This window comes from Bacillus sp. MSP13 (assembly GCF_000815295.1).
GTDB lineage: Bacteria > Bacillota > Bacilli > Bacillales > Bacillaceae > Bacillus > Bacillus vallismortis.
Map to the genome: position 1 here is coordinate 266,353 of NZ_JXAQ01000005.1, position 13,901 is coordinate 280,253.

Annotated in this window: 14 protein-coding genes and 1 other annotated feature; all 14 genes read right to left on the reverse strand. The window is 42.8% G+C overall.

Translation table 11 applies throughout. The features are described 5' to 3' along the window. Positions 1-10 precede the first annotated feature (10 nt). The gene (locus SC79_RS07400; RefSeq protein WP_039074505.1) at positions 11-1,132 is read right to left on the reverse strand and encodes a Nif3-like dinuclear metal center hexameric protein; all 1,122 of its coding nucleotides are present in this window, start codon (positions 1,130-1,132) and stop codon (positions 11-13) included. Beyond that, entirely contained in the window at positions 1,125-1,775 is a 651-nt protein-coding gene (gene trmK, locus SC79_RS07405) for a tRNA (adenine(22)-N(1))-methyltransferase TrmK (RefSeq protein ID WP_039074506.1), read from the reverse strand. Before trmK ends, SC79_RS07400 begins: the two co-directional genes overlap by 8 nt. A 244-nt stretch (positions 1,776-2,019) precedes the next feature. Then, positions 2,020-2,382, reverse strand: a complete 363-nt coding sequence (gene cccA / locus SC79_RS07410) for a cytochrome c550 (protein WP_010330689.1) — start codon at positions 2,380-2,382, stop codon at positions 2,020-2,022. A 329-nt stretch (positions 2,383-2,711) separates the two neighbouring features. Further along, a complete protein-coding gene (gene rpoD / locus SC79_RS07415) occupies positions 2,712-3,827 on the reverse strand; it encodes an RNA polymerase sigma factor RpoD (RefSeq protein WP_039074507.1) in 1,116 nt (371 codons plus the stop codon). A 198-nt stretch (positions 3,828-4,025) separates the two neighbouring features. Beyond that, on the reverse strand, positions 4,026-5,837 hold the full coding sequence (dnaG, locus tag SC79_RS07420) for a DNA primase (RefSeq protein ID WP_039074508.1): 1,812 nt from the start codon (positions 5,835-5,837) through the stop codon (positions 4,026-4,028). A gap of 33 nt (positions 5,838-5,870) precedes the next feature. Then, on the reverse strand, positions 5,871-6,365 hold the full coding sequence (locus SC79_RS07425) for a YaiI/YqxD family protein (RefSeq protein WP_039074509.1): 495 nt from the start codon (positions 6,363-6,365) through the stop codon (positions 5,871-5,873). A gap of 255 nt (positions 6,366-6,620) precedes the next feature. Beyond that, complete coding sequence (locus SC79_RS07430; protein WP_039074510.1) at positions 6,621-7,433, reverse strand: pyruvate, water dikinase regulatory protein; 813 nt, start codon at positions 7,431-7,433, stop codon at positions 6,621-6,623. Positions 7,434-7,458: 25 nt separating this feature from the next. Further along, positions 7,459-8,097, reverse strand: a complete 639-nt coding sequence (ccpN, locus tag SC79_RS07435; RefSeq protein WP_039074559.1) for a transcriptional regulator CcpN — start codon at positions 8,095-8,097, stop codon at positions 7,459-7,461. A 132-nt stretch (positions 8,098-8,229) separates the two neighbouring features. Further along, positions 8,230-10,269, reverse strand: a complete 2,040-nt coding sequence (gene glyS, locus SC79_RS07440) for a glycine--tRNA ligase subunit beta (RefSeq protein ID WP_039074511.1) — start codon at positions 10,267-10,269, stop codon at positions 8,230-8,232. Beyond that, complete coding sequence (gene glyQ, locus SC79_RS07445) at positions 10,262-11,149, reverse strand: glycine--tRNA ligase subunit alpha (RefSeq protein WP_003226213.1); 888 nt, start codon at positions 11,147-11,149, stop codon at positions 10,262-10,264. Before glyQ ends, glyS begins: the two co-directional genes overlap by 8 nt. A gap of 82 nt (positions 11,150-11,231) precedes the next feature. Then, positions 11,232-11,407, reverse strand: a binding site (T-box leader). A gap of 39 nt (positions 11,408-11,446) precedes the next feature. Beyond that, a complete protein-coding gene (gene recO / locus SC79_RS07450) occupies positions 11,447-12,214 on the reverse strand; it encodes a DNA repair protein RecO (RefSeq protein WP_039074512.1) in 768 nt (255 codons plus the stop codon). 36 nt (positions 12,215-12,250) lie between these two features. Beyond that, the gene (locus SC79_RS19940) at positions 12,251-12,394 is read right to left on the reverse strand and encodes a YqzL family protein (RefSeq protein WP_010330697.1); all 144 of its coding nucleotides are present in this window, start codon (positions 12,392-12,394) and stop codon (positions 12,251-12,253) included. 143 nt (positions 12,395-12,537) lie between these two features. After that, the gene (era, locus tag SC79_RS07455; RefSeq protein WP_010330698.1) at positions 12,538-13,443 is read right to left on the reverse strand and encodes a GTPase Era; all 906 of its coding nucleotides are present in this window, start codon (positions 13,441-13,443) and stop codon (positions 12,538-12,540) included. After that, positions 13,424-13,834: a cytidine deaminase gene (locus tag SC79_RS07460; RefSeq protein ID WP_039074513.1), complete on the reverse strand. Its 411-nt coding sequence runs from the start codon at positions 13,832-13,834 to the stop codon at positions 13,424-13,426. Before SC79_RS07460 ends, era begins: the two co-directional genes overlap by 20 nt. Between the last annotated feature and the right edge of the window lie 67 nt (positions 13,835-13,901).

The following is a 13,901-nucleotide window of genomic DNA, read 5'->3' on the forward strand; positions in this document are numbered from 1 at the left end:
CTCAGTTTTTTTATAGAAATGCAAATGGATTTGTATCTGTTTCAGAAACAAAGATATTCACGTTCAGCTTTTGATCTTTGCACATTGATGTTAGTTTTCTCGTGACGCCTTCTTTCATAACTTTTTCCGCGTAATGGCCCGGATCAACAACATTCAGGCCAAGCATCATCGCATCATGAGCCACATGGAAGTATAAATCTCCTGTGACGTAAACATCGGCGCCCTTTCGTTTCGCATGATGAATATACTTGTTGCCATCTCCGCCAAGAACAGCCACCTTCTTCACCATGCTGTCCGCTTCACCCACCATTCTGACGCCATTGACGTCAAGCTTGTTTTTCACGAATAAAGCGAATTCCTTAAGCGTCATCTCATTTTTAAGTGTTCCGACACGGCCAAGCCCTTTTTCAGCAGGAGACTGCTCGACAGGATAGATATCGTAAGCGACTTCTTCATATGGATGGCTTTTTATCATTGCTTTTATAACAGCTTTTTCGATGCTTTTAGGAAACACAGTCTCCAGTCTAACTTCATGAACAAGCTCAAGCTCTCCCACCTCACCGATAAAAGGCTCAGCGCCGTCCAGTGGCTTAAAGCTGCCGATTCCTTCAGACGAAAATGCACAATGGCTGTATTCGCCGATATGGCCGGCTCCCGCGTTTCCGAGCGCCGCTCTGACCTGCTCTTCATATTCCTTCGGCACATATACGGCCAGCTTTTTTTGAGGATCAGTATAAGTAGGCGCCAGTACCTCCGTCTCTTTCAGCTCTAATGCTTCAGCAAGCAAATCATTCACGCCGCCGTCCGCAACGTCTAAATTTGTATGAGCTGCGTAAACAGCGATATCATGCTTCAAACACTTTTCAATTAACCTTCCGGCCGGCTGGTCTGTTGATATATGTTTTAGCGGCCTGAAAATAGGAGGATGGTGAGCAATAATCAAATCAACATCTTTTTCAATGGCTTCATCTATAACGCTCTCCAACACATCAAGCGTAACCATCACATTTTTAATCGGTTTGTTTAAGGTGCCGATTTGCAAGCCGATTTTATCGCCTTCAACTGCATAGGCTTTCGGGGAAAATTGTTCAAACAGCTGGATGACCCGCTGCCCATTTACCGTTTTATCCATGATTAATAACCTCCTTTAGCAGCTCCATTCGATCGGTGAGCTCCTTTAATTTTTGTTTATTTTGCTCTGTTGCTGCAGCTCGGCTGATCTGCTCATAAATGCCTTGTGTGTGCTGAAGCTCTTGTGTCCATTTTTTCAAAAAGACAGCATTCTTTTCTTTAGCCAAGAAAGGGCCGACGAGCATTCCGGCTGATAAAGAAATACCGCCATAAGCCGCATCCCGGTCACCCGCATCGGCGACAAGCACCTCATAGCACTTTCCATCCTCTTCAAGGATCACCTCATCTATCAGCGCATACCCTTCTTTATAAAGCCACTCCCTGATATGAACAGCATGAATATTCGGCTGTAAAATAAGCCGTTCTTTTCCCGTTAATTTGTCTTTACCCGCTTCTAAGATCTGCGCGATCAAAGATCCGCCCATTCCGGCAATCGTAATCGCATCGGCTTCACCTTTTTTAATCACTTCCAGGCCGTCTCCCCGCCTTACAGAAATGTGCGAGGCTAAGCCTGATTTTTCAACCTGCCGCTTGGCGGACAAAAACGGGCCGTCTGTTATTTCTCCGGCAATTGCCCCGCTGGCTTTATGATTCAGCACCGCATAACAAGGAAGGTAAGCATGGTCAGACCCGATATCGGCCATCACCGCCCCATGCGGTATGTACTCGGCTACTGTTTGCAATCGTTTCGATAATTTTAATTCGTTCACTTGTCATCACAACTTTTCTCAATCATTTTTTCCTTTTCTATCATATAAAAAATCAGCCCGGAATCCAAGCTGAGTGAATGATTTTCAGTTGTTTTCTTTTGATGCGGCACATAAAAAAATAAAAGGCTGTCGAGAACATCTCGGCGGCCTGAGAACTATAAGGAGAAAAATAGATCTTTTATTTAATTTTAGATACCCACTCTGCCATATCATCCAGCTTATCGGGCGGAACAAGACCGGATGGCATTCCGTTACCGCCTTTTTCGATCTTGGTTTTTATCTCAGCGACATCTTTCTTATCGCCTATCCCTTTTAAGCTCGGGCCTGAAACACCTTCATAATTTTCACCGTGGCACGTGATACAGTTTGCCTTGTAAATATCCTCAGGTGAAGCGTTTGCATGTTCTTTTTCAGCAGATTTGCTTTCTCCTCCGCTTGCAATCTCTCTGGAATCATCAAGCCCTTTTACTGCTAAAAAGAAAGTCAGACCAATACCTAAAACAGCGATCAGTAAAAATGGAATAAGCGGATTCCATTTCATTTCCCTTCCCCCTTTTTGTTCCTTCCCCTATGTAAACACTTCTAATTCTAACTTATTTTAACAAAAAGTAAATGGATTGCTCTGCAAAAGTTTTTAATTCACACTTTATACAAAATTAAATAGAAGCATGTCTATTTCTCTGATATCCTTTTTATTCTATTGTATAATTTATTGTATACGCTTACAATAGAAAATATGGATTCATATTTTGAAATTTTTCCTCACAATGTTCATTTGCAAATGACATCAATTTTCAGTAAAATAAAGGCATATTATCCATATATCTTTTTGATAAAAAAGAAGAACGGATCTGCAAGACCCGTTCCATCTTATTCGAGGAAATCTTTCAAACGTTTACTTCTGCTAGGATGTCTTAGTTTCCGCAACGCTTTAGCTTCGATTTGTCGAATACGCTCTCTCGTTACTCCAAATACCTTGCCGACCTCTTCTAATGTTCTTGTACGGCCGTCATCAAGACCGAATCGAAGACGCAATACATTTTCTTCACGATCAGTTAACGTATCAAGCACATCTTCCAGCTGCTCTTTCAACAGCTCATATGCGGCATGGTCTGAAGGTGAAGTTGCTTCTTGGTCTTCAATAAAATCACCAAGATGTGAGTCATCCTCTTCACCGATCGGTGTTTCCAGCGATACCGGCTCTTGTGCGATCTTTAAGATTTCGCGTACTTTTTCAGGTGTTAAATCCATATCTTCCGCAATTTCTTCAGGTGTTGGTTCTCTGCCTAAATCTTGCAGCAATTGACGCTGCACACGGATTAATTTGTTAATGGTTTCAACCATATGAACGGGAATCCGGATCGTTCTCGCCTGATCGGCAATGGCGCGTGTAATCGCCTGTCTGATCCACCACGTAGCATACGTACTGAATTTATAACCTTTGCGGTAATCAAATTTTTCAACGGCTTTCATCAGACCCATGTTGCCTTCCTGAATTAAGTCAAGGAAAAGCATTCCACGTCCGACATACCGTTTTGCGATACTGACAACAAGCCGCAGGTTCGCTTCAGCCAATCTGCGTTTAGATTCTTCGTCACCCTCTTCAATCTTTTGAGCGAAGGCGATTTCTTCTTTTGCAGATAGAAGGTTAACCCGGCCGATTTCCTTTAGATACATCCGAACTGGGTCATTGATTTTGACACCAGGGGGTACACTTAGGTCATTAAGGTCAAATTCTTCTTCGGCTTTGGCAAGCTGCTGAATATTAGGATCTTCTGTTTCTTCATTCTCACTAATTAATTCAACACCTTGTTCACCTAAAAATTCATAATACTCATCCATTTGGTCTGATTCAATTTCAAAGCTGGACATACGCTCGGCAATTTCTTCATATGTCAAAACGCCACGTTTTTTACCAGACTCTGTTAATTGCTCTTTTACTTGATCGAATGTTAATTCTGTCTCGTGGGTTTGTTTATCAGCCATTATGGATCCCTCCTTCCAAAGCTTGCAACGAATTCTATAAGCGGTATGATTCTTATTCGGTCCATTCAGGCGTTTTCTATAGGATCTGCCTTTAATAATGTGCGAATAATGAAATGACAATTCATGATGAGGTCAAGCGATCTATTTGCTCCTCCGCAAGGAATCATTGCCAATACATGCTTCTCATCGGTTTTCCAGTTATTTTAAAGATCGGTTCAAGGTAACGATTTCTTGAGCAAGAGAAGCAGCTCTTAAAAAATCTTTTTGCCTTTCGGCTTCGGCTCTTTCCGCTTCTTTTTCTTTTATCATTGACCAATTTCTGTGATTCAACACTTTTTTTACATAATCTGATAACTCGGCTTCACTGAGTTCTTGATTCATCTGAAGCATTAAAATATCAGACAACAGCTGGCTTATATGATCATCCGTCACCCTTGCCATCAGATGCTGCGGCGTCAGCTCGGCTCCCTCTTCATAAAAAGCGTAAAGATAGGCGGCTAATGCGCGGTGCTCATCAATATTAAATTGAAAGCCTACCCGGTCAATCACTTTTTTAATGACGCTCCGATCTCGAAGCATATGGGCGAGTAACAGCCTTTCTGCATTTTCATACGCCGGACGCAGGCGTTTTTGCCTCGCCTTTGTCGTTAGATGCGCTCGCCGTGTTTTCGTCTCACCGCCATTGTCAGCAGGTTTGCTTTGCTTGCTGAAAACAGCCAGCTGCTCGGTTAAAGACTCCTGTGAAAGCGAAAACTCTGAAGCAAGCTGTTTGACATAGACTTCCTGCTCAAGCGATCCTGAAAGCGTGCTGATTTCTTTCAGTACATCTTTAATGTAAGCTAAGCGATCACCTTCATCGGACAGGTTCTTTCCTTTTCGGAAGTATTGCATTTTGAACGCCATCACGGTGACACTGGCGTCGATAATGTCGTTTTTAAATTTTTCCCCGCCGAACTTTTTGATGTAATCGTCGGGGTCCAATCCGTCAGGAATCATTGCAACTCTGACTTTGCATCCTTTACTCTGCAGAAGTTCAGAAGCTTTTAAGGTGGCTTCATATCCGGCTTTATCGGAGTCATAACAAAGAATGATTTCCTCGACATTTCTTCTAAGAATCTTGACATGCTCATCTGTCAGAGACGTTCCCATCGTGGCTATACTCTCTTTCACACCAGAGTCTACGGCCGATATGACATCGGCAAAGCCCTCAAATAAGACCGCTCTTTCCTGCTTTCTGATATGAAGGCGGGCCTTATAAAAATTGTAAAGCAGTTTACTTTTATGAAAAAGCGGTGTTTCAGGACTGTTCATATACTTAGGCTGCTGACTGCCAAGAGCCCTGCCTGAGAACGCAACAACAGCCCCGTGATGATCATGAATCGGAAACATGACACGGTTTCGGAAACGGTCAAAAAATCCGCTTCCGTCCTCGCGTCTGATCAATAGACCCGCTCTTTCCATTTCCGTTTCACTATAGCCCCTCTTCACGAGAAACTTCGTGATGAAGTCCCAGGAATCAAGAGCATAGCCGATCTGAAATTCATCAATCAGCTCTTTCGTAAAGCCCCTTGAAAGCAGATAATCCAGTGCCTCTTGACCTTCTTTTGTATTTATTAACAAATGATGGTAAAATTTCTTCAAGAGCTCATGAGCCTCAGCCATTTTTTGTTCTACGGACGATTCTGGTCGGGCTCCGGAATGGACTGTGATATCATCCGGAAAATCAATCTGGTATTTGGCAGCAAGGTGAGAAACCGACTCAGCAAATGAATAACCTTCCATCTGCCTTAAAAAAGAGAAAACATTGCCGCCCGCTCCGCAGCCAAAGCAATGAAAAATCTGTTTGTCGGGCGATACGGAAAACGAAGGTGTGCTTTCTCCATGAAAAGGACAGAGTCCAAAGTAGTTTCGGCCTTGCTTCTTTAATTGAACATAATCACCTATGACTTCAACGATATCTGCCGACTTTTGCACCTGATCCACAATTTCATCTGGTATCCGATTTCCCATCCTATAACACTCCGTCGTACATTATTCGATGCTTTAGTGCAAAATCCCTTCATCGTTCGACAGGATTTTTTGCAGTAGTGTAATAAATCGTTCTCGATCTTCTTTATTCAATTTTTTAGGACCTTTGGCGTATATGCCTTTTCTCCTTTGTTTACCGGAAAAATGACGGCTCTCAAGAGCAAAATCAATCGAATCTTCTTTGTAAAGACGCCCTCTTTCCGACATAACTGAGACATTTCTGTTCAACAGCAGGGACGCTAATCCGATGTCCTGCGTCACAACAACATCTCCCGGTTTTACATGATTTGCGATATATAAATCAGCAGCTTCTTTATGAGGATCAACATACTTCCATATTTCTTCCTTGCTTCTGGAAAGCTGATAATGTTCAAATGAAGCGACAAAAAGAACTTGAACGTCATAATCGGATGCTGTTTGCAAAATTTCATCTTTTACCGGACAAGCGTCAGCATCGACAAAAATCGTCTTTTCTTGTTCATTAAGAAGAGTAATTCTCCATCCCTCCATTAAACTCCTGCATAAAAGCAAGCAAAATCGCACATCCTTTAGATCATTGCGGATGTATATGAATTTGTCGAAAAATTTCCGGGAGAAATTCTTGACATCTTACCCATAATAGTTTATTCGTATCACACGAACCTTAAACCTAAAATTAATCATTTTATCACAATTTTTTATTATAATACAAACTTCTCAAAGATGCTATTGTTTTTCATTATTCCCTTTTGGCATCGCCAAAAACCCAGGATAGAGCGTCCTGAGTTACATGTTTTTTGTTTTGAGATGATGGATAATATTCGCTGTTTCTTCAACCGCTTTATTTGAAACATCAACAACCTGGCACCCGATCCGATCCACAATCTTTTCGAAATATTCGAGTTCTTCTTTGATTCTGTTGATATTTGCATAGATCGCTTTGTCATTTAGCCCGAGTGATTTCAACCGTTCTTTTCTAATGTGATTCAGTTTATCCGGGCTAATCTTTAAGCCGATGCATTTTTTCGGATCAACGTTAAAGATTTCTTCCGGCGGGTCAACTTCAGGTACAATCGGAACATTGGCTACCTTCAGGCGCTTGTGGGCGAGATATTGAGACAGCGGTGTTTTAGACGTTCTCGATACGCCGATCAAAACGATATCCGCTTTTAAAATCCCTCTTGGGTCCCGTCCATCATCATATTTCACTGCAAACTCGATGGCCTCCACTTTTTTGAAATAGTCTTCATCAAGCTGGCGCACCCGCCCCGGTTCGTATTTCGCTGTTAAACCGTAGGCTGTTTCCATTTTATCAATTAACGGGCCGATAATATCATAATATAAAACATTTGCTTTATCCGCTTCGGCAATCAAATATTCTCTTATTTCCGGCACCACGAGTGTAAAACAGATAATGCCGCCGTCTGCCTTCGCAAGTGAAATCACTTCATTGATCGTGCCTATATCTTCAACATAAGGAATTCTTCTGACATGTGTATCGTCCGCTGATCCGTTAAATTGGCTAAGGGCTGCTTTTACTACCAATTCAGCCGTTTCACCGACAGAATCCGATACGACATAGATGATGCGGTTATTCATATTATCCCCCCGTTAGTTTGCGATGTTATAGGATTTCATTTTCTGATAAACTCACAAGTATTTTTGTCATATTCGTTTTTGTCACTCTGCCGATCACTTCAAAGCCTTTATCGGTATCTTTGATAACAGGCAGTGCATCAATTTGTTTTTCTATCAAATGCTTTGCAATGTCCATCACATAATCCTCACGTCTGCACACTGTAATGTTCGGCATCCTTGTCATGATGATGTGAACAGGGACAGTTGTAAGCTCCTGCTGGCCAATGCTCGCTCTCAGCAGGTCTTTTCGTGAAAGCACCCCGACTAAAACAGCATCGCGGTCCACCACAAACAGAGTACCTACATCTTCTAAAAACATGGTGCAAATCGCATCGTACACAGAAACGTTTTCATGAATCACAACGGGGATAGATTGAAAGTCTTTCACCTGAAGCTTTTTGAGTTTATCTGCCAAAAGCTGGGTGCCGCTTTTCCCAGTGTAGAAATAACCGACTCTCGGGCGCGCCTCGAGGAATCCTGACATGGTGAGTATGGCTAAATCCGGACGCAACGTTGCCCTTGTTAGGTTCAGCTTTTCTGCAATATGCTCCCCTGTAATTGGCCCGTTTTCTTTTACAATCTGCAAAATATGTTCTTGCCGTTTATTTAGTTCGATCGTACTCACCACCTTTTCACTTCATGTCTATGTAAAGAAATAATAATCCATATTATATCGTAATTATCTTGCAATCAAACAAAAAACATATAAATGGAGAAAAGACGATTACCGATCACACAGCAACCGCCTTTTCTCTCTCTATTTTACAATAAGGGCATTCATATTCGCAAAGGACTTGATCTCATCCGCCAAGCTTACCATTTGCGCTAAACGGTTTGCCTTTAAGGTCTCGCTATCTGCTATCACCATTGTATGATCGAAGTAAGCATCGATCGGTTCTTTTAAGGCTGCAAGTGAATCAAGCGCCGCCTCGTAATCTTTTTCGCTGAAGTTTTGCTGAAGGTTTTGCTTCGCTGTTTGGTAGGCATCAAACAGGTTTGCTTCGTATTCATTTTCAAACAGATCAGGCTGAATGTCTCCGCGAACTCCTTTTTTGCTGATAGAGATGACTCGGCCTAAAGCTTCTGCTGTTTCCTTAAAGCCTGGTGCACCGAGCTTTTGTTCCAGCACTTGTGCTTTATGCAGCGCTGAGTACGGCTCAAGCTGAGAGCTTTCCAGCACGGCGTCGATGACATCGTGTCTGATTTGCTCAGCATTCAAGACATATTTCAGACGCTGAGTGAAGAAATCCAGCAGTTCTTTTTCTTTTTCGGTTTGTACGAAAGTAAGCAGCTCTTCAAACGAAATTCCCCAGTTGCGGTCAAGAAGAATCGCAACAATACCGCTCGCTTGGCGGCGCAGGCCGTAAGGATCCTGAGAACCAGTCGGAATAACGCCGATAGAGAAGAATGAAGCGATTGTATCCAGCTTATCGGCCATTGCTACAACAGCCCCGGTGAAAGTAGAAGGCGTTTCTCCGCCTGCTGATCTAGGCATATAGTGTTCGTTGACTGCCGCAGCCACAGCTTCTTCTTCTCCAAGCATTCTCGCATACTTTTCACCCATAATTCCTTGAAGCTCAGGGAATTCGTATATCATATGTGTGACAAGATCGAATTTTGAAATTTCAGCAGCCCGCTTCACATGTTTTAATGTATCTTCATCAGCCTGAAGACGGCCGGCAAGCTTCTCTGCGATTGAAGTGACTCTTCTGACCTTATCAGCAAGAGAACCAAGCTCTTCATGGAAAACAATGTTTTCAAGCTTCTTCACATTTGCATCAATGTTTAATTTTTGATCTTCCTTGTAGAAGAATGAAGCATCAGATAAACGCGCGCGCAGCACTTTTTCATTGCCTCGTGCCACATTTTCGATCGCGTGGCTGTTTCCGTTTCGGACTGTGATAAAGTAAGGCAGTAAATCGCCGTTTTTGTCTTTGACAGGGAAGTAGCGTTGATGCTCTTTCATTGTCGTGACCAGCACTTCCTCAGGAATTGACAGAAACTCAGATTCAAATGAACCGTAAAGAGCTGTCGGATATTCTACTAAGTGATTCACTTCATTAAGAAGGTCTTCGTCAACTGGAATGTTCCAATTGTTGTCTGCAGCCATCGCTTCGAGCTGAGATTGAATCATCTGTTTCCGGATATGAGGGTCGGCGATGACGTGCTGTTCTTTCAGCTGCTCTTCATAAGCGGAAGGGGAATCAATTGACACTTCATGTCCGAGAAAACGGTGTCCTTGTGTTGTCCGGCCAGACTCAACGTTTGTGATAGAAAATGGAATGACATCCTGTCCAAATAAAGCGACAATCCATTTGATTGGCCGGATATAACGCAAATCTTCATTTCCCCAACGCATGTTTTTCGGGAAGTTCAAGCTCGTAACCAAGCCACTTAGTTCCGGCAGAAGCGATTTCGTTTCTTGGCCGGCTTGGAATTTTTGCACAAATACATACTCTGTGCCTTTTACTTCTTTGATGTACAGGTCATTCACGTCTGCACCTTGGCCCTTTGAAAAGCCAATTGCCGCTTTTGTCCAGTTCCCGTCTCCATCAAGGGCAATTTTTTTCGCAGGCCCTTTCGCTTCTTCTTTAATATCATCCTGTTTTTCTGCTACATCCTTTACGAATACAGCAAGGCGTCTAGGTGTATTGAAGAGCTTCACTTCACCGTGAGTGATATTTTTTTCTTTCAGCCAGCCTGTCAACTTTTCGCCAAGCTGAACCATACTGTCATGTAAAAAGCGCGCCGGCATTTCCTCTAATCCGATCTCTAAAAGTAAATCCTGTTTACTCATGAGAAGAACCCTCCCCTTTAAGCATTGGGAACCCTAGCTTTTCTCGTTCCTCATAATAGGTTTTTGCTACTTTTCTCGCTAAATTCCGCACTCTTGCGATATAGCCTGTCCGCTCGGTAACAGAGATCGCGCCTTTGGCGTCAAGCAGGTTGAAAGTATGCGAGCATTTTAGCACATAATCATATGCCGGATGAACAAGCCCGTTATCCATTTGCTTAATCGCTTCTTTTTCATACGTGCTGAATAATTGGAACAGCATATCAACGTCTGACGTTTCAAACGTATAGACGGAATGCTCGTATTCTGCCATCATGAATAAATCTTTTACTGTAAACCCTGATGTCCACTCCAAGTCGAAAACATTCTCTTTATCCTGGATATAAGACGCGAGGCGCTCAATTCCGTACGTAATCTCTACAGAAACTGGTTTACACTCTAGTCCTCCGACCTGCTGGAAATACGTAAATTGAGTGATTTCCATTCCATCAAGCCATACTTCCCAGCCAAGACCCGCGCAGCCTAATGACGGATTCTCCCAGTTGTCTTCAACAAAGCGAATATCATGCTCAAGCGGATCAATTCCAAGCGCGCGCAAGGAATCTAAATACAGCTCTTGAATATTATCAGGAGACGGTTTAATGATGACCTGGAATTGATGATGCTGATACAGTCTGTTCGGGTTCTCCCCGTAACGGCCGTCTGCAGGGCGTCTTGAAGGCTCTACATAAGCCACTTTCCACGGCTCAGGGCCTATACTGCGCAAAAATGTATACGGGCTCATCGTGCCGGCCCCTTTTTCTACATCGTATGCCTGCATAAGCACACAGCCCTGACTGGACCAATGCTTTTGCAAGGTTAGAATCATGTCTTGAATATTCATGTCAAGCACCTCCACTTTTCCTTCATAAAATGACTGCGGCGGCAACCAAAAAACTCCCGTCTCTATGCTTGCCAGCCGCAAACATAGGGACGAGAGTTCTCCCGCGGTTCCACCCTAGTTGCTGAGAACAAAATCCCAGCCTCTTTTTTAAAAATTGCTCAAGAATGCCTTTCGTTGCGTGCTCATCCTTAGCTTACACCGCCCTAAGGTCGCTTTTATGAGGTAAACGCAAGTACTTCTTTCTCTCACTGCAACATATTTTATAATAAATGATCATATAAAAAGATGGACCAGATGTCAACTTTTGTTTTCGCCCATAAGATGTTTCATGCTCTCCATTTGATCTAAAAAGCGCTTTGATTTTAAATATACCCCTGAGTATTCTTCATAATATAAATCAATCACTTGCTTCAATTCAGCTTTTGTTTCCTGTTTTAAGGACACATTGCCCAGCCTCGATAAATCAAAGTAATAAAACAGTCTCAACAGCCTTGCTGTTTGCGGTTTAATCGGAACCCTGTAAGGATCTTTTTCAAAACAGCGGTGGCAAATAAAACCATTATCACGGATAGAAAAATGAAAGGTCCCATCCTGGCTTTTACAATGCACACAGTGATTGAGCTCGGGATACAGCCCCATGACACCGAGCATTTTCATTTGAACGATAAAGGTGATAACGTCCGGGTCAGTTCCTTCATTTAGCTGTTTGAGCGATTCTAAAATGAATTCAAACAAATAAGGGTTCGGCTTTTTTTCTTCTGTGCCTCTGTCGACTAACTCGGTGATATATGCAGCATATGCTGTTAAAAACAGATCTTCCCTGATACCTCTCAAGCTGAGGATCATTTCCCCCTGCTGAAGCGTTCCGAGGCCGGATGTTTTTTGCATTAAGAACGAGCCATACAAAAAGGGCTGGCTGACTGCTGATAAACGGCTGTTCGGTTTTTTGGCGCCTCTGGCCATCACACCTACTTTGCCGTGTTCTCTTGTCAGTAAAGTAACGATTTTATTCGTCTCTCCGTAATCATTTGTGCGAAGAACGATTCCTTCACATTTTGTCAGCATTTCCGCACCTTCCTAAAGCAGGAGCGGCCAAGAGGTTTATAAAATTGGATAATCAAATCGGGCTAGCTCATCTTCTAGTTCTTCGGGTCTATCCATGTTCTCTTTTTCCAGTTCTTTAAAAAGAAGATACGTATCAACATTTCCTGTTTGAGAAAATACGTTCCAGGTAAAATTCAACACAAGAAACCCACCTTTCTGTAGTTAAACTAGCTTACCTAAACTCCAAATTCTTACCTTTATCTTGACCAGATGTCCTCCATTTCATGTTAAACAAAATTTGCTAATGTATCCCTGTTCCTGTGAGATCATGACACAGCGAGAGATTAATATTCATCCTCTTTAAAGCCAAAATCGCGAAGCTGGGACATTTTATTACGCCAGTCTTTCTGCACTTTGACCCATAATTCAAGGTAGACACGGGAGCCTAACAACGCTTCAATATCCGCTCTCGCTCTTTTTCCGACTTCTTTTAGCAGGCTTCCTTTTTTCCCGATTACAATGCCTTTTTGGGAGTCCCGTTCGACCACAATCGTGGCCGCCACGTGAACAGAACCATTGTCCTGCCCTTTGATTGATTCGATGGCTACCGCAATGCTATGCGGAATCTCTTCTCTCGTCAAATGCAGCACTTTTTCCCTGATAAGTTCAGAAATGATAAAGCGCTCCGGATGGTCGGTTACTTGGTCACTCGGATAGAATTGCGGCCCTTCCGGCAAATATGCTTCAATCTGGGTGAGCAATGTTTCGATATTATTTCCCTCTAGAGCAGAAATTGGAACAATTTCCTTAAAAGGATAACGTCCGCGGTATTCGTCAATTAACAGAAGCAATTGATCGGGATGAATTTTGTCAATTTTGTTTACGATTAAAAATACAGGCGTGGACAGATTCTGCAATTTCTCAATAATGAATTCGTCGCCCTTCCCGTAGCCTTCCTCGGCATTGATCATAAACAAGATCATATCGACTTCTTTTAATGTATTTTGCGCCACTTTCATCATAAAGTCCCCAAGCTTATGCTTAGGCTTATGAATCCCGGGTGTGTCAATAAAAATGGTTTGTGATGTACCTGTCGTCAGAACTCCTTGCACCTTGTTTCTCGTCGTTTGGGGCTTATCGCTCATAATTGCGATTTTTTGTCCAATGACTCTGTTCAAAAATGTGGACTTTCCCACGTTTGGTCTTCCGATAATAGATACAAATCCTGATTTAAAGCTTTCGTTCGTCATGTAAATCCTCCGATGAAAATGCGCCTGGCAATAATTCTTCCACAGTCATTTCTTTTATTTGTCCTTGTAAATTTGTCATTACGACAATAACATCCTTTGTGCAAAGCTCAGAAATCACCTGGCGGCATGCTCCGCACGGAGATACCGGTCCAGGGGTGTCTGCCGCAACAGCCATCATCTGAAACTCTGTATCCCCTTCAGAAACAGCTTTAAATAAAGCGGTACGCTCGGCGCAATTGCACATGCTGTATGCCGCGTTCTCGATGTTGCAGCCTCTGTACACTTTTCCATCCTTGGTAAGAAGAGCGGCTCCGACTTGAAACTTGGAATACGGCACATACGCCATATCACGTGCTTTTAATGCTTCTGTTATTAATTCCTGTCTGTTCATGTGTACATGTTCCTCTCTTACCTATAATGGTACCGCTATCACTTTATATTTTACATAATCGCGCGCT

Coding starts and splice junctions, on each gene's coding strand:
- SC79_RS07400 (WP_039074505.1), bottom strand. CDS start 1,132: ATGGATAAAACGGTAAATGGGCAGCGGGTCATCCAGCTGTTTGAACAA.
- trmK (WP_039074506.1), bottom strand. CDS start 1,775: ATGGCCGATATCGGGTCTGACCATGCTTACCTTCCTTGTTATGCGGTG.
- cccA (WP_010330689.1), bottom strand. CDS start 2,382: ATGAAATGGAATCCGCTTATTCCATTTTTACTGATCGCTGTTTTAGGT.
- rpoD (WP_039074507.1), bottom strand. CDS start 3,827: ATGGCTGATAAACAAACCCACGAGACAGAATTAACATTCGATCAAGTA.
- dnaG (WP_039074508.1), bottom strand. CDS start 5,837: ATGGGAAATCGGATACCAGATGAAATTGTGGATCAGGTGCAAAAGTCG.
- SC79_RS07425 (WP_039074509.1), bottom strand. CDS start 6,365: ATGGAGGGATGGAGAATTACTCTTCTTAATGAACAAGAAAAGACGATT.
- SC79_RS07430 (WP_039074510.1), bottom strand. CDS start 7,433: ATGAATAACCGCATCATCTATGTCGTATCGGATTCTGTCGGTGAAACG.
- glyS (WP_039074511.1), bottom strand. CDS start 10,269: ATGAGTAAACAGGATTTACTTTTAGAGATCGGATTAGAGGAAATGCCG.
- glyQ (WP_003226213.1), bottom strand. CDS start 11,149: ATGAATATTCAAGACATGATTCTAACCTTGCAAAAGCATTGGTCCAGT.
- recO (WP_039074512.1), bottom strand. CDS start 12,214: ATGCTGACAAAATGTGAAGGAATCGTTCTTCGCACAAATGATTACGGA.
- era (WP_010330698.1), bottom strand. CDS start 13,443: ATGACGAACGAAAGCTTTAAATCAGGATTTGTATCTATTATCGGAAGA.
- SC79_RS07460 (WP_039074513.1), bottom strand. CDS start 13,834: ATGAACAGACAGGAATTAATAACAGAAGCATTAAAAGCACGTGATATG.